General features: G+C 65.1%; 16 protein-coding genes. 5 read left to right on the forward strand and 11 right to left on the reverse strand.

The features are described from left to right. Positions 1–8: 8 nt before the first annotated feature. From FXB38_RS17035 to FXB38_RS17045, 3 genes are all read right to left on the reverse strand, one after another. Positions 9–3,410, reverse strand: a complete 3,402-nt coding sequence (locus tag FXB38_RS17035; protein ID WP_430640177.1) for a CHAT domain-containing protein — start codon at positions 3,408–3,410, stop codon at positions 9–11. Between the two features lie 288 nt (positions 3,411–3,698). Next, the gene (locus FXB38_RS17040) at positions 3,699–4,460 is read right to left on the reverse strand and encodes a hypothetical protein (protein ID WP_148752023.1); all 762 of its coding nucleotides are present in this window, start codon (positions 4,458–4,460) and stop codon (positions 3,699–3,701) included. A 14-nt stretch (positions 4,461–4,474) separates the two neighbouring features. After that, positions 4,475–4,663: a hypothetical protein gene (locus FXB38_RS17045; protein ID WP_148752024.1), complete on the reverse strand. Its 189-nt coding sequence runs from the start codon at positions 4,661–4,663 to the stop codon at positions 4,475–4,477. Between the two features lie 251 nt (positions 4,664–4,914). Here FXB38_RS17045 and FXB38_RS17050 point away from each other — a divergent pair, with 251 nt between their 5' ends. Beyond that, positions 4,915–5,892, forward strand: a complete 978-nt coding sequence (locus tag FXB38_RS17050) for a DUF2336 domain-containing protein (protein WP_148752025.1) — start codon at positions 4,915–4,917, stop codon at positions 5,890–5,892. A 104-nt stretch (positions 5,893–5,996) separates the two neighbouring features. On the opposite strand, the gene FXB38_RS17055 is transcribed toward FXB38_RS17050, so the two are convergent. The 3 genes from FXB38_RS17055 to FXB38_RS17065 form a co-directional block, all read right to left on the reverse strand. After that, positions 5,997–6,341, reverse strand: coding sequence for a DUF1491 family protein (locus tag FXB38_RS17055; RefSeq protein ID WP_148752026.1), 345 nt, complete (start codon positions 6,339–6,341; stop codon positions 5,997–5,999). A gap of 66 nt (positions 6,342–6,407) precedes the next feature. Beyond that, on the reverse strand, positions 6,408–7,121 hold the full coding sequence (locus FXB38_RS17060) for a peptidoglycan-binding domain-containing protein (protein ID WP_148752027.1): 714 nt from the start codon (positions 7,119–7,121) through the stop codon (positions 6,408–6,410). Further along, on the reverse strand, positions 7,114–8,970 hold the full coding sequence (locus FXB38_RS17065) for a PAS domain-containing sensor histidine kinase (RefSeq protein WP_187434938.1): 1,857 nt from the start codon (positions 8,968–8,970) through the stop codon (positions 7,114–7,116). The genes FXB38_RS17060 and FXB38_RS17065 overlap by 8 nt, the downstream gene beginning before the upstream one ends. A 411-nt stretch (positions 8,971–9,381) precedes the next feature. On the opposite strand from FXB38_RS17065, the gene FXB38_RS17070 reads away from it, so the two are divergent. Further along, entirely contained in the window at positions 9,382–9,816 is a 435-nt protein-coding gene (locus FXB38_RS17070; RefSeq protein WP_148752029.1) for a DUF5330 domain-containing protein, read from the forward strand. A 69-nt stretch (positions 9,817–9,885) separates the two neighbouring features. Next, entirely contained in the window at positions 9,886–10,314 is a 429-nt protein-coding gene (locus FXB38_RS17075) for a SufE family protein (protein WP_148752030.1), read from the forward strand. Between the two features lie 127 nt (positions 10,315–10,441). Here FXB38_RS17075 and FXB38_RS17085 read toward each other — a convergent pair whose 3' ends face one another. Then, positions 10,442–10,858: a Ros/MucR family transcriptional regulator gene (locus tag FXB38_RS17085; protein WP_148752031.1), complete on the reverse strand. Its 417-nt coding sequence runs from the start codon at positions 10,856–10,858 to the stop codon at positions 10,442–10,444. A 162-nt stretch (positions 10,859–11,020) separates the two neighbouring features. Then, entirely contained in the window at positions 11,021–11,887 is an 867-nt protein-coding gene (locus FXB38_RS17090; protein ID WP_187434939.1) for a DUF308 domain-containing protein, read from the reverse strand. A gap of 314 nt (positions 11,888–12,201) precedes the next feature. On the opposite strand from FXB38_RS17090, the gene FXB38_RS17095 reads away from it, so the two are divergent. Together FXB38_RS17095 and FXB38_RS17100 are read left to right on the forward strand one after the other, a co-directional pair. Next, the gene (locus tag FXB38_RS17095; protein ID WP_148752033.1) at positions 12,202–13,851 is read left to right on the forward strand and encodes a glycosyltransferase family 39 protein; all 1,650 of its coding nucleotides are present in this window, start codon (positions 12,202–12,204) and stop codon (positions 13,849–13,851) included. 133 nt (positions 13,852–13,984) lie between these two features. After that, positions 13,985–14,764, forward strand: a complete 780-nt coding sequence (locus tag FXB38_RS17100) for a class II aldolase/adducin family protein (protein WP_148752034.1) — start codon at positions 13,985–13,987, stop codon at positions 14,762–14,764. Between the two features lie 234 nt (positions 14,765–14,998). Here FXB38_RS17100 and FXB38_RS17105 read toward each other — a convergent pair whose 3' ends face one another. The 3 genes from FXB38_RS17105 to FXB38_RS17115 form a co-directional block, all read right to left on the reverse strand. Further along, positions 14,999–16,405, reverse strand: coding sequence for a M20/M25/M40 family metallo-hydrolase (locus tag FXB38_RS17105; RefSeq protein ID WP_148752035.1), 1,407 nt, complete (start codon positions 16,403–16,405; stop codon positions 14,999–15,001). Positions 16,406–16,430: 25 nt separating this feature from the next. Beyond that, a complete protein-coding gene (locus FXB38_RS17110; protein WP_246229943.1) occupies positions 16,431–17,759 on the reverse strand; it encodes a glycosyltransferase family 87 protein in 1,329 nt (442 codons plus the stop codon). A 151-nt stretch (positions 17,760–17,910) separates the two neighbouring features. Next, the gene (locus FXB38_RS17115; RefSeq protein WP_148752037.1) at positions 17,911–19,533 is read right to left on the reverse strand and encodes a helicase HerA-like domain-containing protein; all 1,623 of its coding nucleotides are present in this window, start codon (positions 19,531–19,533) and stop codon (positions 17,911–17,913) included. Positions 19,534–19,617 lie beyond the last annotated feature (84 nt).

A 19,617-nucleotide genomic window follows, 5' to 3' on the forward strand; every position in this document is an offset into this window, starting at 1 on the left:
ACTTGCCGTCAGCGCACGCCGCCATCGCCAATGATCGTGTAAGGTGCCCAGAACAGCGGATGCGCATAGGCGAACTCGGTCTTGCCTTCGCCGTTGAGATAGCCGGGTCCATCGACGAGAGCCATCATCGCTTCACGCAACGCCTCGCTCCGCGACAATTTGGGATCGTCGGCCTGCCGCTTGAACAGATCGGTCACGAGTTGCCGCGCGGATTGCGAATGCACCGACCAGTTCGTCACCAGCAGCGCGCGCGTACCCGCGTAGAAGAACGCGCGACCAAGTCCGGATGCGGCCTCCGCGCCGGCGCCGGCACCGGCACCGGTGTTGCAGGCCGACAGGATGACCCAGTCGGCGTCGAGCTTGAGGCCGAGAATCTCCTCCATGGTCAGGAGGCCGTCTCCGCTTTCGCCCGTCACCGTTGGCGATGACAATGCGAGCGCCGGCTGCGTCAAGCCGTTGAGCTCGCCCGGAACAAGACCGTGGGTGGCAAATGCGAGAATCCTGAAGCCGGAGAGGTCCATCGTCTTCACGGCGCTCTCGGTCGCATTCTTGCCGAGGAACAGCACCTTCGAGGGGTCTGCCTGCAGGGCCAGCGCGATCGATTTCAGCTCGTCGGCAGTATCGGGCAGCCGGGGCAGCAATCCGAGCTCGGCACTATCGACACCGTCGAGCTTCGCGCTGTTACGACGCTTCAGCGGCATGCCGCGCGTGACGTTGCCACCCGCGTCGGCGAGCTGAACTTTGGTTTGATCGCTCTCCGCCTCGGCCTGCTGATCCTTGTTGAAATAGGGATCGCCAAACGCCACGAGATCCCCGCGGCCGGGCTTGCCGGGCGGCAACTGCCGCAGCGTGCGCAACGCCGCGGCCGACGGCACTGTCGACACAGCGTGGGTACGAGCCAACCATGGCACGTTGCGGTAGCCGACGAACAACGGGTCTTCGTCTTGCGCCACCTCGGCGGGTGCCGTCGGCAGCAGCGAGAGCGGCAACAAGCCGAGGGCGCCATTGGTGACGACGATCAGGTTCTTCGCGGGCTTCCATCCACTCTCAACGGGCTTGAGCAGCAGCTCATAGAGCTCGTAACCGAGCTTGAGGTCGAACGGCGGAATATCCGAGATCATCGCGGCTTGCGGCTCGAGCGCCTCGCGCAGCTTGCGAATCTTGGTCTCGACGTCGCCGATGCCGGCCTTGACGGCCGCGAACGCCACCGGCCCCGCCTTCGGCACGGCCCAGACGAAGCTGCCGTTCTGACCGAAATAGAACGACAGCATGGCCTCGTTGTCGGCCAGCGTCGCACGGATTTCGGCGACGGCCGGCGGCTTCGGCGAGACCAGATCGGCATAGGTCGGAAACTTCTGCTTGATCTCCTGGCGCGCCTTGTCGCGTGCACCGCGCAAGGCGACGATCGAGGCCTGGATCTGCTGCGCGCCCTTCTCGTCGCGTTCCGCCGAAGGAATGGCGAGGATATTGGTGAGCGTGCCGAGCTGGGCGTTGACCTGCTTGGTGAGGTCCTGCTCCTTGCGCACGAGCTCGGCCAGCGCCGGATCCTTCGCCGCCGCACGCGCGCTGGAGGCGGCCAGCGCCTGCTGCACGGAGCGGCCGCGGATCGCATCGGCCAGACCGAACGTCTCCTCGCCGACGCCGCTGCCGGTGCCTTCGGCCCGCGCGAGCAGCAGGAGGTAGCTCTCGACGATGGTCTGGAGCCGCTGGCCGCGCGCGGCCACGACGGTCGTGTTCTCGTCGTCGGCGTTCTCGTTTGCGTTCGCCATCATGATCGGAATGGCGGCCTTGAACTCCCGAATCGCGTCGGCATCGCGCCGCGCGCGCATCAATCCGATCGCCAGCGTGCCGCGCGCCGACGCCGCATCGAAATGGTTCTCGCCGACCCGCCCGATCTGCTTCTTGACCAGTTGCTCGGCGGCGGCGATGCCGGCGTCGAGCTGGCCGGAATTGTATAGCGCGAGAATGCGCGCCGGATTGAGCTCGATGACCTGGCGGCGCTGCGGATCCCAATTGGCGACCGCCTTGTCGATCCGCGCAAACATGTCGTTGGCCTCGGCATTCTTGCGCTGCAGATTCAGGATGCCGGCGACCTGCAACAGCAGCTGCACGGTCGACTGCGAGTCGTCCGGCACGCCCACCGCCTTGTTGATCTCAAGCGAGACACGGCCGAGCTGCTCGGCTTCGTCGTAACGTCCCTGGTCGACCAGGATTCCAGCAAGTCCCATCACGAAGCGCGGCGTCACCGGATTGTACTTGCCAGTGTCCTTCAGGCGCGACAACAGCGCCCGGCGCGCATCGACCTCGGCTTCGGCGAGCCTGCCCTGCCGCGCCTTCATGCGCGCCTGATTCAGGATGGTGGTGTCGACCGCCTGCAACAGAATGGTCTCGGCAGGTGGATTGTCCGAGTCCAGAACCCCCTTGTGGCCGGCACGCTTGCGCACCTCTGCGGTGCGATAAGCGGCCTCGGCCTCGGCAAACTGGCCCCGCGCCTCGAAGATCTGGCCGCGCGAAATCTCGATCTCGCCCTCCCAGTTCTGGCCGAACTTGGCATAGGAGGCGCGCCAGCCCGGCAATCCACTGGTGCGCGCTTCCTGGATCCCGGTCAGGCTGCGGCGCAAATAGGCTTCGGCCTGCGGGATGTCGCCCATCTGGATCAGGATGGCTGCAATCGAGCGGTTGGCGTTGAACTGAAATCCCTTGGCGCCGGGCACGCCGGCCGACTCGCGCAGCAGCCGCTGGATGATTTCGAGCGCGCGCTTGGGATCGCCGGCCAGGGCATATTGGAGCGACTGTAGCTGCATCATCCGCCCAAGCATGTTCGCGCTGACGGCGCCGCGTCCCGTCTCCACCGCCTTGTTGGCATCGGCAGTGGCCTCGGCGAGGCGGCCGAGCTGCGAGCGGGCATTGGCGCGATCGAAGTAGAATTGCGCAAGGTCTTCGCGGGACTCCTTGCCCGTCGGCGCGGCATCGGCATCCGACTTTAATTCGGCAATCATCTTCTCGTCTGGCTTCTCGCCGTCGAGAATCGCCGTGATGTCGGAAATGTTGCGCGGCGGCGCGACAAAGTCCCTCGGCAAGGCCGTTCCCGGCGCAAGCTTCGGCGCGACCTCCGTCGGAAGCGCGACGGCGACATTGGCGCGTCCGTTCGCGGCATTAAGGGCGGCGAGCACGCAGGCGTGGACCTGCGGTTTAGCCTTGGCGCGGCACCCCTCGACATCGGCACCGGCCTTGCGACCTCCCTGGGCCTGCATGCAAGCATGCACGATCGGCTTGCCGACAGTCATCCGGCAGTTCTCGAGCGCCGCCTCCTTGGTCAGGGCAGCGGCGGAGCCGGTCGATCCGAGCAGGATGGCAAGGGCCAGCAACTTTCGCAGAGGGTTGGAATTTCGACGGACGTCAAACGGCATCCTGGAATTGGTGCTCATCCCAAAAGACCTTCGTGCAAAATGACTTGGTATAACTGCGCAATCCTATCGATCTGGCTTGGGAGAACAAGCGCCAATCGGGGCGGTCCGACTATGTGCTGAACGGCGTAGGCGGCGGCCGACACAAGGTCCCGGCGCCCCGTCCCGGTGGCATCTGGACGTGATCCTCGCCGTGGTTGCATGATTTGGCCGCCGTCGCGGCGGCCCGGGATCGCGGCTCGTGCTGATGGGAACGCAACCGGATGCGTCCGTAGGCGCGGCGATCCGCCGTCAGCCCTTCGAGACGACCGCGCGGCCGTAAGCCGGCTGTGCCGCAACCGGCGGATTGGTGGTCTGGGCGGCGAGCTCGCCGATCAGGCGATCGGCATCCGCAGCCATGCCGTCGGGGGCCTGGATCACCAGCCGCTCCAGCGCAAAGCGATAAGACGAGACACGCTGCTCGAGCGACAGCTGCACCCACTGGATGATCAGCGAGTTCTCCTGCATGCGTTCGACGGCGTCGGCCTTTTCCTGCGGCGAAAGCGCCGAGACCCGCGCCATGGTGGCCTCACGCTTCTTGTCGAGATCGATGACGCGGATGGCACAGCCGAAGAACGGCTCGAAGCGGGTAATGTCGTTGCGCACGTCCTCGATCAGCTGCGCATAGCGCGAGGAATGCGAGCGATGCGGCTCGTCGATCAGCGTGCGGCCGTACATGGTGCGGTCGAACACGATCTTCTGCCGCCACGGCGACGGCAGCGCCTTGTAGTCGCCAAACACGCTTTTCCAGGCCGGCCGCGAGAGCGGCGGCTCGATCATGGGATAGGCGAGATCGCGAAGCTGGCGCTCCTCGTCGGTGAGCTGGAATTGCGACGGTTTCAGGCCGAGGCTGGAGGTGACCTCGGTGCCGAGCCAGCGATGCATGTCGTCGCTGCGCATGTCGGCACGGGTGCGGCCGAAATCGCCGCCGCTGCAGGCGGCGAGCGTCGCGCCCACAGATAAGAGCAGGATGGCCGTTACAATGGTGCGGATCTGGCGGATGGATGCCGGCATGGCAAAGGCCGGCCTTAGCGGCGACGACGACGGCGCCCCGGCGCTGTGCCCGCTTCCGGCCCGCGATCGCCGTTGGTTGCGTCCGCATCGCGCTCGATACGGACGACGGGAAGGATCAGAATCGTCCCCATGTCCGCGCGCGGTGTGACGTCCCCCGACGAGCCCACCCGGCGACCGGCCGGAAATTCGATGATGGTCCCCATGTCAGCTCTCTCGATTGCCGCGCGACAGAACGCGACCATGCAACATGGGGGCATTAGGATCAGTTTATGGTTAACGGGATGTAAACATGGCCTCTGGACCGTAACCGCACGGACCGGCCCAGATCGTCCCGCTGCGAGACGAGAACCATTGAAACGGGCGGGTTTGCTTCACGCCTCGTTTTCCTTAACGAGCCTTTAAAGGACCCCCTGATAGGCTGAGGCAACGGTTTTTTCCAAGTTGCGTACCCTCCATGACCAAGTCGCTGTTTCCCGGATTCGACGGGCTGATGACACTCTCCCGCCGCGAGGGCGTCGATGTTCGTCCAACGTTGCTGCGAGTGCTGACCGACCTCTATGTCCAGGCGCCCACCCACAGCGAGGACGAGCAGCGGCAATTCATCGAGCTCGCCACGCGGCTGATCGATCAGGTCGACGACGCGACGCGCGCCGCCGTCAAGGCGCGGCTTGCGATCTATCCGCAGACGCCGGTCCCGGTGCTGCAGAAGCTCGGGCTGGTCGCTGCGCAAGAAGGCCGCCGGGTGCCGCTCGCGCGCGAAATCCCGCGTGCTGCGCCCGTCCCCTCGCCTGCCCGCACGCCGACCGACGCCGAGCAGCGCATGGCCGCCAGCATGGCGATGCAGCCGAAGGAAGCCGCCGAGATCCACGACATGTTCTTCGGCGCCGATGCGAGCCAGCGCGCGCTGATCCTGCACAATCTGGCGCAGACCCCGCTGAAGGCCGCGCCGCGAATTCCGACCGTGCGCGCCAAGCGCGCAATCCAGATCCTGGAGATGGCGGCGATCGCGGGCGACGTCGAGAACTTCACCTTGGAGCTCGGCGACAGCCTGATCCTGCCCTCGCGCGTCGCAGTAGAGATCGTCGACGATGCCGGCGGCGAGGCGCTGGCAATCGCCGCGCGCGCGCTCGACATGCCGAGCCCGAACTTCCAGCGCATCCTCTTGTTCTTCAAGCCGGAGATCGGCAACTCGGTCGACGCCGTCTACCGGCTGTCGCGGCTCTACGATCGCCTCAGCGATCGCGCCGCGCTGGTGATGCTCGCCGCCTGGCGCGGCTCGACACTCGCCGTCACGCGCGCCAAATATCGGCCGTCACTGCACGACAGCGAACGGCAGCGCGCACGTGGCACATCCAGCCAGTCGAGGCCGGGCGTGCAGCCCGGCTCGAGCCCGGCGGTGCGCACGGGCAATGGCGGGTCGTCGGAGCGCTGATCACGCCCCACGCTCGTCATTGCGAGCGCAGCGAAGCAATCCAGACTGCCTCCGCCGAAAGATTCTGGATTGCTTCGCTGCGCTCGCAATGACGGTGGCCGAGGTCAGGTCTTCGCCAGCTCCAGGAAATGCCGCCCCGCGCGGTCTTCGGTCTCGACGATCCAGGCATCGGGATCGAAGCGGAGTTCCTTGGTCAGGCGCTCTTCGACCGACTGCTCCGGCATCGGCTGCGGCGCGGCGGGCACGAAGAAGCGATCGACCGGTCGACCGTCGTCATAAGAGGTCTGCGGCGCCGGCACGTAGAGCATCGCATTGCCGTCGAGCAGCGACACCTTGACGAACACTGCCCCCGCTTCCTCCGCACCACGATGGCGCACGGCGCCGAACACGCCCTCGGTCTGGCACCGGCGCAAGTAGGCTGAGACCCAGATATTCGATTTCAAACGCATGTACGCACGATAGGCCAGTGCTGCAATCAGCACCAGCCTTCAGGCTTCGCGAAACAACGACGACTATTATTCGACGGGGTGACCGATTGCGGCGGCAAGCTCCCGCAGCAGGCGGTCCGACACCTGGCCGGTGACGGGCATCTTGTGCTGGCGCTCGAACGTCTGGATCGCCGACTGGGTCTCGCCGCTCATCGTGCCCGTGATCTTCAAATTCCCGTAGCCGTATTCGGACAGCGCGCGCTGCACGCCGGCGAGGCGACGTGCCGCCGGGCTTTGCTGCATCGGGACCGGCGCCGGTGGCCGCGCGACGGCCACCGCAGACGGTGCCGGCGTAGGTGTCGTGGCCTTGATGACCAGATTGGTCATGGGATCGCTCGCGCGCGGCATCGAGGCCGTCGTTTCGGCGGGCTTCTCGGGCGCCTTCTCTGCCGGCCGCGGCTCGACGCGAAATTCGGTCGCTTTGGGCTCGAGCGGCGATGTATCCGCACCGACGGGACGCGGACGCGGCATGGGATTGGACAGCGACATGGACGACGGCGCGGGAAGATTGATCACGGTGCCGAACATCGGCGCCGGATGCCGGCCGGTCTGCAGAAACAGAGCGTTCGCAACGATGGCGCTGATGGTGGCGACGGCGACGAGGCCGGCCAGCGTGTCCTTGGGGCTGTGCAAGAGCACGCGCATCACGAGATTGCGCTCGGTCTCGACATCCACGACAGCCGCCTTGGCGCCACGGCGGCGCGGAGCGGCTTCGTCCTTTGCAGCAGATTTTCTAGGCACTTTTCTTCACCCGAGCAGGTTGGTCCTGAGGTCGGTCTTGGGTCTCCTGGCGCAGCACCGGCGTCAGCGTCGCGATCTTGCTCTCCGAGGGTCTTTTATCAGAAGCCTTTGATTGCGGCGGCGTGTAGACCAGCGGCAGCTTGACCGTGACGGCGGTGCCCTCGCCGAGCCTGCTTTGTACCGTCAATTCGCCGAGATGCAACGCCACGAGGCTCTTCACGATGGAAAGGCCGAGACCGGTGCCCTCGTGACGGCGCTGATAGGTCTTGCCGCATTGGAAGAACGGCGCGCCGACGCGCTTGAGATCGTCGGGCGCGATGCCGACCCCCGTGTCGCTGATGCACAGCGTGAGCTGCGAGGCGGATGCCGCCGCAGACACCGCGACCTGGCCGCCGCGCTCCGTGAACTTGACGGCATTGGCGACGAGATTGAGCACGATCTGCTTGAAGGCGCGCGGATCGCCGGTCATGACGGGCAGATCCTGCGGCGCATCGGTGATGAGATCGACGCCGTTCTCCCGCGCCTTCAGTGCGAGCAGGTTGCAGCAATGCATCAGCGCCGCGCGCGGCGCGAACGGCTCCGACGCAATCTCGAAATTGCCCGATTCCATCTTCGACATGTCGAGGATGCCGTTGACGACCGACAGCAGGTGCTGGCCGGAAGCGTTTATCAGCTCTGCGTATTCCTTGCGCTGGGGGGCGCCCAGCATCAGGGTCTGCTCCTGCGCGATCATCTCGGAGAAGCCGATGATGGCGTTGAGGGGCGTGCGCAGCTCGTGGCTCATGGTGGCGAGGAAGCGCGTCTTGGCGGCGTCGGCGGCTTCCGCCGCGTCGCGGGCCTGATCGAGCGCTTGCTCGGACAGCTTGCGATCGGTGACGTCGCGCATCACGCCGACGACTTCGGCCTCTCGCGTGAGATCACGGCCCGGATCCCGATCGAGCGGCCGGCAGCGCATCTCGACCCAGATGAAATCGATCTGGCTGCGCTCCGAACCGGTGGGCTCCCGCCGCAGCCGGAATTCGACGCTGCGCACGTCGCCGCGCGCGGCATCCGAGAGTGCGGTGAGATAGGCCGGGCGATCGGCGACATGGACGCGGTCGAACAGGCCATGGCCGAGCAGTTGCGCGACCGGCATGCCGAGCATGGCTTCCGCGGCCTGTGAGATGAACTGCACCGCGCCGTTGCGCTGATGCCGCGAGATCACGTCGCTCATGTTGCGCGCGAGCAGGCGATAGCGCTCCTCCTCACGCGACAGCAAGGCGACGCTGGTGCGCGCGAGCGATTCGGCGCCGAAGGCGAGGCCCGCGGCATAGAGCGTTGCGGAGGCGACGCCAAACGCCATCATCACGCCGCGCTCGGTAGCACCGGCATGTTCGAGCGGCAGCCAGGCGAGCTGGCCGAGCAGGATCAGCAGGCCTGCGCAGGACAGCGCGAGCAACGAGGCAAAGGCCGCGACGCGGCGCGAGGCCGACAGCGCGGCTTCGAGCGGAACCACGACCAGCCAGACCGCGGCGAACGATTCGATGCCGCCGGTCGTGGCGGCGATCGCCATGATCAGGCCGGCGAGCGCCAGCGACGACAGCACGTGGGCGCCTTCATAGCGGCCGGTGCGCGACAGGAACCAGGACAGCAGGATCGGCGCGATCAGCCACGCGAAAGCCGCGACCTCGATCGCGCTCGGCGCGCCACGCAGGACGAGGTAGACCGGAAATGCGGCGAAGGCGGCCAGGCTTCCGAGAAGCCGCGGCGCCATGAAAGCGCGATGGCGCGCACGCGTCAGCGCATCGTAACGCGCGGAGGGATGCAGCAGCGCATCGAGACAATCGCGGATGATACTCAAAACTGTCACGGGTCTCGCGCTTCGGCTCAATCGTCCTTGAAGACGTGCCGGAACGCCTCCTTATCGTTGAGCCAACGTGTCAGAGCGACCTTAAACGAGTGCTAAGGCGATCCGGCCTGCGGCCTGACACCGCGTCATCGCGGACATTTTTAGGCGATTTGGCGATGTCATCATCGGGGATGGTGAACACAGGGTTTCGCCGTCCGTTTCATGGTTTCGAATTGGTGGATGCGCCGGTCCGGAACACCACGGGCGCAGGCATCAATCGAAAATTTACGAGACCTGCAATCGCGAAGATTTTTGCGTAAATTTTCTGCGAATTAAGCGGAAGGCAATCACTTGCGATTTATCGAGAGTTGCTAGGTCCGGTGCGTTCTGCGGGAATCGCCGCGGCGGGGATCTAACGTACAGGTTCGCAAGATGCGCTTTCTGCTCCGCATCACATTCTGGCTCGGGCTGGTGCTGGTGCTCCTGCCGCGGGACAAGACGCCCGGATCGGACAAGCTGCCGCAGATCGGCGCTGCCGACGCGGTGCAGGCTGCGACCGCGGCCGTCTCCGACATGACCCAGTTCTGCAAACGCCAGCCGGCGGCCTGCGAGGTCGGCGGACAGGCCGCGACCATCATCGGTCAGCGGGCGCAGGACGGCGCGAAGAAGATCTATCAGATCATCAACGACAAGAAGGAGCAGATCACCAACGAGAAGAATGAGAAAGCCGACAAGAAGGCGGCCGACCACACCGGTTCGATCACGGTCGCCGGCGAAGGCGATGCCGCCGCGACCGAAGCGCCGCGCGACACGCTGACCCAGGACGATCTCGCGCTGGACTGGCGCGGTCCGGAGACGGCGAATTAGGGCCCCAATCCTATCGATTTCGGCAGCGCCCGTCCCTATATTGGCCTGAACGGGGATCACGGGCCACAAATGACTGCGATTGACGAGATCAGGGACAATTTCGAGCTTCTGGACGACTGGGACGACCGTTACCGGTACGTCATCGAGCTCGGCCGCACCCTGGAACCGATGCCCGAGGCGGAACACTCGGCCGAGAACAAAGTGAATGGCTGCGTCAGCCAGGTCTGGCTCCAGAAGCTGGTCGATCGCGGCAATGGCGCGCCGATCCTGAAGTACCGCGGCGACAGCGACGCGCATATCGTGCGCGGGCTGGTGGCGATCGTGCTCGCGCTCTATTCCGGCCGCACGCCGCAGGAGATCCTCGAGACCGATGCGATTTCCGTGTTCAACGAGTTCGGCTTCCGCGACCACCTGACGCCGCAGCGCTCCAACGGCCTGCGCTCGATGGTCGAGCGGATCAAGACCGACGCGAAAGAGGCGCTCGCGGACGCTTCGTGAAGCGCTAACTTGCGCTTCGTAGGGTGGGCAAAGCGCAGCGTGCCCACCATCTGAGTGCGACCAACGAGAATTGGTGGGCACGGCGCTGTCGCGCCTTTGCCCACCCTACGAAATCAGGCAAGCGGCTCTACTTTCCTTTTTTCCGCTGTTGCTGTCCCAGACCCATCTTCTTCGCCAGTTGCGAACGCGCCACCGCGTAGTTCGGCGCGACCATGGGATAATCGGCCGGCAGGCTCCATTTCTCGCGATATTGCTCGGGCGTCAGGTTGTACTGGGTGCGCAGATGGCGCTTCAGCGACTTGAAGCGCTTGCCGTCTTCCAGACACACCAGATAGTCCGGGGCGATCGACTTCTTCAGCGAGACGGCAGGCTTTGCCGGCTCGAGCGGCGCCTCGACACGGCCCGACGACACCCGCGTCAACGCGCCATGCACCTGGCTGATCAGGCTCGGAATCTCGGCGGCCGGCGTCGGGTTGTTGCTGACATAGGCCGAGACGATGTTCGCCGTCAGCTCGATGAAATTTTTAGCCCCAACATCCGACATGGGCTCGACCTCTCCAATCCGATTCCGTCGCGGCCTCATTGGCGGCGGTGAAGTATTCTCTGTCAACAATACCTTTGGCCGAAATACGACGACTGGAGAATATGAGCCGATTACTGATCTCGCGACAGCAGTTGCGAGACTTTACTTGAACCCGGCGAAGCTTCAGCCGCGCTGGTCGAGATGGGCGCGCAGCTCGTCGATTGAGGCGAAGCGCATCATGCCCTCCGGCATCTGCGCTTCGATCGAGCCGTCCGAATAAAGCGAATAGGCCATGCCGTCGACGATACCGGATTTGAGCACCGTGACCGGCGCCTGTTCGGCCGGCGGCGGCTCGGGTGCGGGCGGAGGTGCGGCGGGCTGAGGAGCAGCAGGCTCGAAGGTCGACGCCGGGCGCGGCGGCGATGGGCGACGCGGCGCGGGCGGTTCAGGCGGCCGCGCACGGTCGGCCTTCGGCCAGGCATCGTCGAAGCTCGCGGGCGGGGCCTCAGGCACGGCCGGCTCCGCGGGCTCGGCGTGTGGTTGCGGCGGCGACTCCTCCGTGGCCTTTGCCTCGGCACGCTCGCGCTCCTTGCGCGAGCTCGAGGCGAACATCAGGTTGCGCCGACGCGGCGCCTCCTGAGCTGCGGGCGGGGGCGTAGGCGGCGCTTCCGGCTCGGCCGGAGCCTCGGCCCGCGGTCGCTCGCGCGCCGGTGCTTCGGCCTGCCAAGGCGGCGCAGCGGGCGATGGCTGCGGCTCGACTCGCATCGCCGGAGCCAGCTCGGACGCAGCCGCGCCTGGTGCAGCGAGGCCCGGCGGCAGCACCGGCCGCACGCGAACGTCCGACGGCGCGGCCAGCCGTCGGGCGATGCCTCGCAGCTCCAGCAGCACGATGTAGAGACCGACCAGTAACATTCCGGAGCAGACGCCAATCGTTCCGCTCGTTATGAGCGTGCTGCCGAGGCTGAAATCCCTGATCGAATAGCCAAAAGCGACCGCAAGGAGGCCCGCCGCCACGGCGAAAATCCCTGCGATCAACAAAGCCAAGCTCATCGAACACACCCCCGGCCGCGCATCCACGCGCGGCACCCGTTACGCCACGATACCGTCATACTGCGTTCCTCGCCAACGACCAATTGCCGGCGCCGTTCCTAAAGGGAAGGATATCAGGGACTTATTCACATTCCCTTCAGCAACGGTCCGGTAGCTCTCATGTGCTTCCCGCGCTTCTGGAAATTGCTGCGTCGCATCAGGAATTTAGCCATAATGCCCAATTACTTGGTAATGGAACTGCGCTATAGGGATTCCGGGGAACAGGCCCGCGCGCGCCAGCAGGGCCGAGAGGGGATTCCGGGTCACCAATAGCCATGACATCCATCACGACTTCGGCGCTCGACACGCCTCTCGGGCGCTCGGTTGAGCGGACTTGCGACGACCTCGCCATGCTGGTGCTGGCTGCCGTCGCCGTCATCGCAGGCCTGACTTTCCGCGATTACGGGCTCGGCTGGGACGACTACACCCATGCCGAATATGCCGACCTGCTGCTGCGCATGTACGGCTCCGGCTTCAGGGACACGTCTGCCCTCTCCTTCGCCAACCTCTATATGTATGGCGGCGGCTTCGACATGGTCGCAGCCCTGCTGCACAAGATTCTCCCGCTCGAGCTGTTCGAGACGCGACGCCTGGTCGGCGCGATCGTCGGCGTGATCGGGCTTGCGGTGACGTGGCGGCTCGGCCGCCGCGTCGCCGGACCGCTTGCCGGTCTTGCCGCACTCTTGCTGCTGGCGCTCTGCCCGATCTTCTACGGCCACATGTTCATGAACCCGAAGGATGCGCCCTTCGCGGTGGCGATGATCATCCTGATGCTCGGCCTGGTCCGGCTTGCCGAGGAATATCCAAAACCCTCGCCGCGCACGATCCTGATCGTCGGCCTCGGTGCCGGCTTGTCGATCGGCTGCCGCATCCTTGGCGGGCTCGCGCTGGTCTATGCGATGGTCGGCTTCATGCCGCTGTTCCTGGAAGAGCTGCGCACCGAGGGCGCGCGCGAGGCGGTCCGCCGTTTCGCCCATGTCGTCTACGTGCTCCTGCCCGGCCTCGCGTTCGGCTACCTCGTGATGGGCCTGATCTGGCCGTGGTCGATCATGGAGCCCGGCAATCCCTTCGAGGCCCTGACCTATTTCTCGCACTTCTTCGAGAAGCCCTGGAAGGAGATGTTCGACGGCGCGATCGTGTCGGTGCCCGACATGCCCTGGTCCTATCTGCCGACGCTGTTCGCGCTGCAGCTTCCCGAAGTGATGCTGGTGCTGACGGCCGGTGCCGTGTTCAGCACCTTCGCGATGCTGCCGCGTCGCGAGGTTCCGGCGCGTCGCAAGACCATCCTGCTGATGCTGACGCTGGCGGCCACCCTGCCGCTCGCGATCGCGATGGTGAAGCGTCCTGCGCTCTACAACGGCATCCGCCATTTCGTCTTCGTGATCCCGCCGATGGCGGTGCTCGGCGGCATTGCCTTCGCCCGGACTATGGAACGCCTGCGCGCCAGCCACCGCGCCTGGCAGCCGGCCGTGCTCGCCGTGTTCTGCTTCGGCCTGGCGCTGCCGCTCGCCGAGATGATCCGGCTGCATCCCTATCAATACACCCACTTCAACCACATCGCCGGCACGGTGCGCGCCGCCGACGACCGCTTCATGCTGGACTATTGGGGCCTCGCGCTGAAGCAGGCCTCCGACGAACTGCGCGAGCAGCTGGTCGAGCGCCAGGAGGTGCCGCCGCGCAATCGCAAATGGAAGGTCGCGGTGTGCGGTCCGCAACGCCCCGCCCAGGTCGCGCTCGGCCCCGACTTCACCATCGGCTGGGATTCCAACGCGGCCGATTTCGCCATGACGCTCGGCGAATTCTACTGCAAGGGCCTCACCGCGCCCGTGCTGGTCGAGATCAAGCGCGACGACGTGGTGTTCGCCCGCGTCTACGACATCCGCGGCCGCAGCATTTCCGGCCTGCTGTCGATCCCGGCGCCGTAATAATTTTCTCCGGAAGCCGTAGCCCGCTCCATGCGGACCACGCTGAACTGCCGCGCTTGGCGCGCACCTTGCTGCCAGCCGTTTGCGAGACTAGGCTCCCTCCCCGCAACAACGAGGTTCGGAGAGATTTGCCATGTCACCAGCGGAAGCGCGCCTGAAGGAAGTGCCGTCGAACATGACGGAGGCCGAGTGGCAGCAACGGGTCAATCTCGCCGCCTGCTATCGTCTGGTCTCGCTGTACGGCTGGGACGATCTGGTCGACACCCACATCTCCGCGCGCGTGCCCGGCCCCGACCATCACTTCCTGATCAACCCCTACGGGCTGATGTTCGACGAGATCACGGCCTCGAGCCTGGTCAAGGTCGATCTGCACGGCAACCAGCTCAGCGAGAGCGAATACAGCATCAACCCGGCCGGCTTCACCATCCATTCGGCGATCCACGAGGTGCGAGAAGATGCGATCTGCGTGCTGCATCTCCACACGCTGGACGGCACCGCGGTGTCGAGCAGCGCCGAAGGCCTGCTGCCGCTGAACCAGACCGCGCAGCTCGTCACCCACGACCTCGCCTATCACGACTATGAAGGCATCGCGCTCGATCACGACGAGCGGCCGCGGCTGCAGCAGGATCTCGGCGACCACAACCACATGCTGCTGCGCAACCACGGCACGCTGACCGTCGGCCGCTCGGTCGCTTCCGCCTTTGAGCGCATGTACCACCTCGAGCGCGCCTGCTCGATGCAGGTGCGCACCCGCGCGCTGGGCACGCCGGTCTATCCGGTGGAGGACATCGCGATCGAGAAGAACACCGAGCTGCTCGCCAACCGCGACCGCGCCGAGCTGCGCGCGACGAACCTGGTATGGCCGCCGCTGCTGCGCAAGCTCGACCGCGAGCTCCCGGGCTACCGCTCTTGAGATTTACGGAGTTTGGTGTAGACTAGGCGTCAACACCCTCTACACATTTCGGAATGAAACGCCGCCCAATTCCGGGCGGCGTTTTTATTTGGGCCCGCTGTCATTGCGAGGAGCTCGCGACAAAATTGCGAAGCAATTTTGCGCCGATGCGACGAAGCAATCCAGACTGCGCCCGCGGAGGGATTCTGGATTGCTTCGCTTCGCTCGCAATGACGAGGATAGAGTTTTCATGCCCTACTTCACCTCCGCGAGCGCCGCGAGGATCCGTGCCCAGGAGCGGATGCCCTTCTGGAAGCTGCGCAGATCGTACTTCTCGTTCGGCGAGTGAATGTTGTCGTCGTCCAGGCCAAAGCCGACGAGCAGCGAATCCAGCCCAAGCGCGCGCTTGAAATCGGCGACGATCGGGATCGAGGCGCCGGAGCCCATCAGCACAGTCTCCTTGCCCCATTCCTCGGTCAGCGCTTGCCTCGCGGCGGCAAGCGGCTTCATGTTCCAGTCGAGCGCCACGGCGGGCGCGGCGGAATGGTCGCCGAACGCAACCTTGCAGTCGCCCGGAATCCGGGCGGTCACGTAGTCGCGGAAGGCCTTGCGGATGGTCTGGGGGTCCTGCCCCTGGACCAGCCGGAACGAGACTTTTGCCGAGGCGTGCGACGGGATCACCGTCTTGGAGCCCTCGCCGATATAGCCGCCCCAGATGCCGTTGACGTCGCAGGTCGGACGCGTGGAGGCCTGCTCGACCATCAGCCGCCCCTTCTCGCCAGCCGGGATCGACAAGCCGACCGGCTTGAGGAACGACTCCGGCGTGAAGGTGAGCTTCTTCCACTGCTCCAGGATCTCCGGCGGCGTGTCCTTTACGCCGTCATAGAAGCCGGGAATGGTGATGCGGTTGTCATCGTCGAACAAACCGCCGAGAATCCTGGTCAGCACCCGGATCGGGTTCATCGCCGTGCCGCCGAATACGCCGGAATGCAAATCGCGGCTGGCGGCGGTGATCTTCACCTCTTCATACAGCAGGCCGCGCAGCGCCGTCGTAATCGCCGGCGTTTCCGGGTCCCACATGCCGGTGTCGCAAACCAGCACGTAATCGGCTTTGAACTCGTCCTTGTTGGCCTCGACGAACGGCACGAAGTTCTTGGAGCCGACCTCCTCCTCGCCTTCGATCAGGAAGGTGATGTCGATCGGCAGCGAGCCCGTGACTTTCTTCCAGGCGCGGCAGGCTTCGACGAAGGTCATCACTTGACCCTTGTCGTCCTCGGCGCCGCGCGCGACGATGATCTTGCGGCCGTCGGCATGATCGGCGACGGCGGGCTCGAACGGAGGACGGTGCCAGAGCTCGAGCGGATCGACCGGCTGCACGTCGTAATGGCCGTAGAAGATCACATGCGGCCGTCCGCCCGCCTTGTCGTCCGCCTTGGCCTTGCCGACGACGGCAGGATGGCCGGCGGTCGGCCTCACTTCGGTCGCGACGCCGAGGCTCGCAATGTCCTTGGCCAGATGCTCGGCCGCCGCCTTGCAATCCCCGGCATAGGCCGGATCTGCGGAAATCGACTTGATCCGCAACAGCGAGAACAGGCGCTCGAGACTGTTATCAAAGTCCTTGTCGATGTGGTCGAGCACGGATTGAAGTTGCGCATTGGCCATGGCCGGATGTCCCACTTTTCTAACCTCAAGATGGTTGTGGTTTTAACCCTGCCGCGGCGTCGGAGCTAGCCGCAACCGGCGGATGCCGGATGTGCCAGGCAAGGCTAACTGCGAGAATCGCCGTCGCGATGAGGTTGTTACCCCAGGCCTGGATGGCGTTGGGAAACGGCGGCAGCGACAGCAGCATGAGGATGCCAGCAGCGCCAAGCGCGAGCACGGTTCCCAGCCGCACATTCGGCCGCAGGTCGAAGGCGGCCCGATGTATCAGCACCGTCAGCGGCAGGAACAGCCACATGAAGTAATATTGTCGCGCCAGCGGCGAGGCGATCGTCATCAGGCAGAACAGGATGCCGAGTTCCTCGGCGTCCGATCGCGCCGTTCGCCGCGCTTGCCGCGGAATGACCGCGATGAAGCCGAGCCCGAGCAACGCCGATACCGCAAGCACGATCCAGTTCGCCGTCTTGTAGTCGACGTCGATGACATTCATCGTGCGCGCCGGCTTGCCGGGATCGTCCAGATTGTAGTTGATCGGCCTGACCAGCCGGTGCGTCACCGCGATGACGGACTGGTTGACCCACGACCAGTTCTGCTCGTCGCGCTGACCAAAGCCCTTTTCCGAACTCGAGCCAACCATGCCCCGGTACCAGGTGTTGAGCTCGGCGGCGTTGCGCTCGAAGCCGCGGATCGGCGCCGGCACGAGATAGAGCAGGATGCCGATGAAGGCGAGCATGCTGACGACCGCCGCCCATTGCCGGCGCCAGACCAGATAAGGCAGCACGGCGATCGGAAACACCTTGATGGCGGCGGCGAGCGCGAACATGAAGCCCGCGAGCCAGGACCGTCGATGCTGGAGGCTCCAGAAGCCGTAGAGCATCATCACCAGCAGAACGAGGTTCGGCTGACCGAGATCGAACATGTCGAACGCGAAGGAGACGGTGACGACCACCGGCAGTGCTTCGAGCCACGGGCCCGGCTCGCGATCCGAGCCGGTCATGGCATTGGAGAGAATGCTCGTGTACCACCATGCCACCCCATTCAGGATCGACAGCACGATGTAGAGCGGGATCTTGCCGAACCAGCTCGGGATCGCCAGCAGGATCGCCGGCAGCGGCGGATAGATGAACTCGAACGGGTGATCCATTTCGCTGGGATAGAGCGCGCCGCCATGCAGCACCTGCTGCCCGGCCCAGTACCACAGCGCATAGTCCTTGGTTTTGCCATGACCGAAGATCTCCGGACCGAGGACATCCGCAGTCAGGATCAAGCAGCAAAACAAGAAGAGCAGGTCGAGCGGCCTGCGCAGCGAGAGAGTTCGAAGCGCGCCCGGTTTGTCTGATGAATTCGGTGATGTCACATGATGTCCCGTCGGAAACATATAGCACGTAGCAGACCGACGGACGCTTGGAGAGTCCCCCCTCACCCGAATTTGTAGCTGGCAAAGATGCTCTTTCCCCCGCCACCTGAGTGGCGTTACGGACCACTGGCCTGCAACCGGCGCGTTATGCCTACCTTCGCAGCAATCCGCCGAGCGCGCCGCGGACGAGCGCACGGCCGACCGAGCCGCCCAGCTGGCCGCCGACCGATTTGCCGAGATCGGCCACGACGCCGCCGACCACCTTGCCGGTGACCGTGCGCGTGACATCGCGCGCGATGCGTTGTCCCGTCGTCAGCCGGTTACGTCCGGTGTGGGTGCCGAAGATGGTGCCGACGATCGAGCCGATCTGGCCGAGGATGCCGCCACCGCCTCCGCCCGCCTGGCCATCGGCCGGCGCCGCGGTGCCGGCGATGCGCTTCTGAAGGATCTCATAGGCGGACTCGGAATCGATCGCGGTGTCGTATTTGCCCTTCACCGGGCTCGCATCCATGATCGCCTTGCGCTCCTCCGGGCTGATCGGCCCAATGCGGGCCGATGGGGGACGGATCATCACCCGCTCGACCATCGCCGGCGTGCCGTTGCCTTCGAGGAACGACACCAGCGCCTCGCCCTTGCCGAGCTCCATGATCACCTTGGTGGTGTCGAGCTTCGGGTTGGGCCGGAAGGTCTGGGCCGCGGCGGCGACCGCCTTCTGGTCGCGCGGGGTGAAGGCGCGCAACGCATGCTGCACCCGGTTGCCCATTTGCCCGAGCACGCGGTCGGGCACGTCGATGGGGTTTTGCGTAACGAAATAGACGCCGACCCCCTTGGAGCGGATCAGGCGGACCACCTGCTCGATCTTGTCCATCAGCGCCTTCGGGGCGTCGTTGAACAACAGATGCGCCTCGTCGAAGAAGAACACCAGCTTGGGCTTGGGAAGGTCGCCGGCCTCGGGCAATTCCTCGAACAGCTCCGACAGCATCCACAGCAGGAATGTCGCGTAAAGCCGCGGGCTCTGCATCAGCTTGTCGGCGACGAGGATGTTGACCGTGCCGCGGCCGTCGCGGTCGGTCTTCATGAAGTCCTTCAAGGTCAGCGCCGGCTCGCCGAAGAATTTTGTGGCGCCCTGGTTCTCCAACACCAGGAGCTGGCGCTGGATAGTGCCGATTGTGGCCTTGGTGACGTTGCCAAAACCCTGGGCCGCCTTCCGGATCGGCGCGAGCGGATCATCGTCCGCGTCCGGCTCCTTCTTGCCGCCGTCGGGCACGATGGCGTCCAGCAAAGCCCGCAGATCCTTCATGTCGATCAGAGCAAGACCGTTGTCGTCGGCGACGCGGAAGGCAACGTTGAGCACGCCCTCCTGCACGTCGTTGAGATCGAGCATGCGCGCCAGCAACAGCGGCCCCATCTCGGTGATGGTGGCTCGCACCGGATGGCCCTGCTCACCGAACACATCCCAGAACACCGTCGAGAACTGGTCGGGCTGGAACGTCAGCCCCATCTCGGTCGCACGCTTGACGATGAAATCTTTTGCCTCCCCGACCTCGGAGATGCCGGAGAGGTCGCCCTTGATGTCGGCGGCGAACACCGGAACGCCGGCCCGCGCAAATCCTTCCGCCATTACCTGCAGCGTGACCGTCTTGCCCGTTCCGGTCGCGCCGGTGACGAGGCCGTGGCGATTGGCGAGCGCCAGCGTCAACCAGGCCTGCTCGTCTCCCTTGCCGACAAATATCTTGCCGTCGGTATCGCCGAGCTTGTTGTCCTGCGCCGTCATTACTCTCTCTATCGTTGGTTTCGCATATTGAAACTCGAACTCACCAGTTCCGTAGTTTAACTCATGTCGCAAGCCGATTGAAAC

Source organism: Bradyrhizobium cytisi, from assembly GCF_008123515.1.
Lineage (GTDB): Bacteria > Pseudomonadota > Alphaproteobacteria > Rhizobiales > Xanthobacteraceae > Bradyrhizobium > Bradyrhizobium cytisi.

What these genes read in the sequence shown, in the direction of transcription:
- FXB38_RS17105 (WP_148752035.1), bottom strand. Translation starts at nt 16,405, where the DNA reads ATGGCCAATGCGCAACTTCAATCCGTGCTCGACCACATCGACAAGGAC.
- FXB38_RS17090 (WP_187434939.1), bottom strand. Translation starts at nt 11,887, where the DNA reads ATGAGCTTGGCTTTGTTGATCGCAGGGATTTTCGCCGTGGCGGCGGGC.
- FXB38_RS17035 (WP_430640177.1), bottom strand. Translation starts at nt 3,410, where the DNA reads ATGCCGTTTGACGTCCGTCGAAATTCCAACCCTCTGCGAAAGTTGCTG.
- FXB38_RS17095 (WP_148752033.1), top strand. Translation starts at nt 12,202, where the DNA reads ATGACATCCATCACGACTTCGGCGCTCGACACGCCTCTCGGGCGCTCG.
- FXB38_RS17085 (WP_148752031.1), bottom strand. Translation starts at nt 10,858, where the DNA reads ATGTCGGATGTTGGGGCTAAAAATTTCATCGAGCTGACGGCGAACATC.
- FXB38_RS17040 (WP_148752023.1), bottom strand. Translation starts at nt 4,460, where the DNA reads ATGCCGGCATCCATCCGCCAGATCCGCACCATTGTAACGGCCATCCTG.
- FXB38_RS17075 (WP_148752030.1), top strand. Translation starts at nt 9,886, where the DNA reads ATGACTGCGATTGACGAGATCAGGGACAATTTCGAGCTTCTGGACGAC.
- FXB38_RS17070 (WP_148752029.1), top strand. Translation starts at nt 9,382, where the DNA reads ATGCGCTTTCTGCTCCGCATCACATTCTGGCTCGGGCTGGTGCTGGTG.
- FXB38_RS17055 (WP_148752026.1), bottom strand. Translation starts at nt 6,341, where the DNA reads ATGCGTTTGAAATCGAATATCTGGGTCTCAGCCTACTTGCGCCGGTGC.
- FXB38_RS17050 (WP_148752025.1), top strand. Translation starts at nt 4,915, where the DNA reads ATGACCAAGTCGCTGTTTCCCGGATTCGACGGGCTGATGACACTCTCC.
- FXB38_RS17115 (WP_148752037.1), bottom strand. Translation starts at nt 19,533, where the DNA reads ATGACGGCGCAGGACAACAAGCTCGGCGATACCGACGGCAAGATATTT.
- FXB38_RS17100 (WP_148752034.1), top strand. Translation starts at nt 13,985, where the DNA reads ATGTCACCAGCGGAAGCGCGCCTGAAGGAAGTGCCGTCGAACATGACG.
- FXB38_RS17045 (WP_148752024.1), bottom strand. Translation starts at nt 4,663, where the DNA reads ATGGGGACCATCATCGAATTTCCGGCCGGTCGCCGGGTGGGCTCGTCG.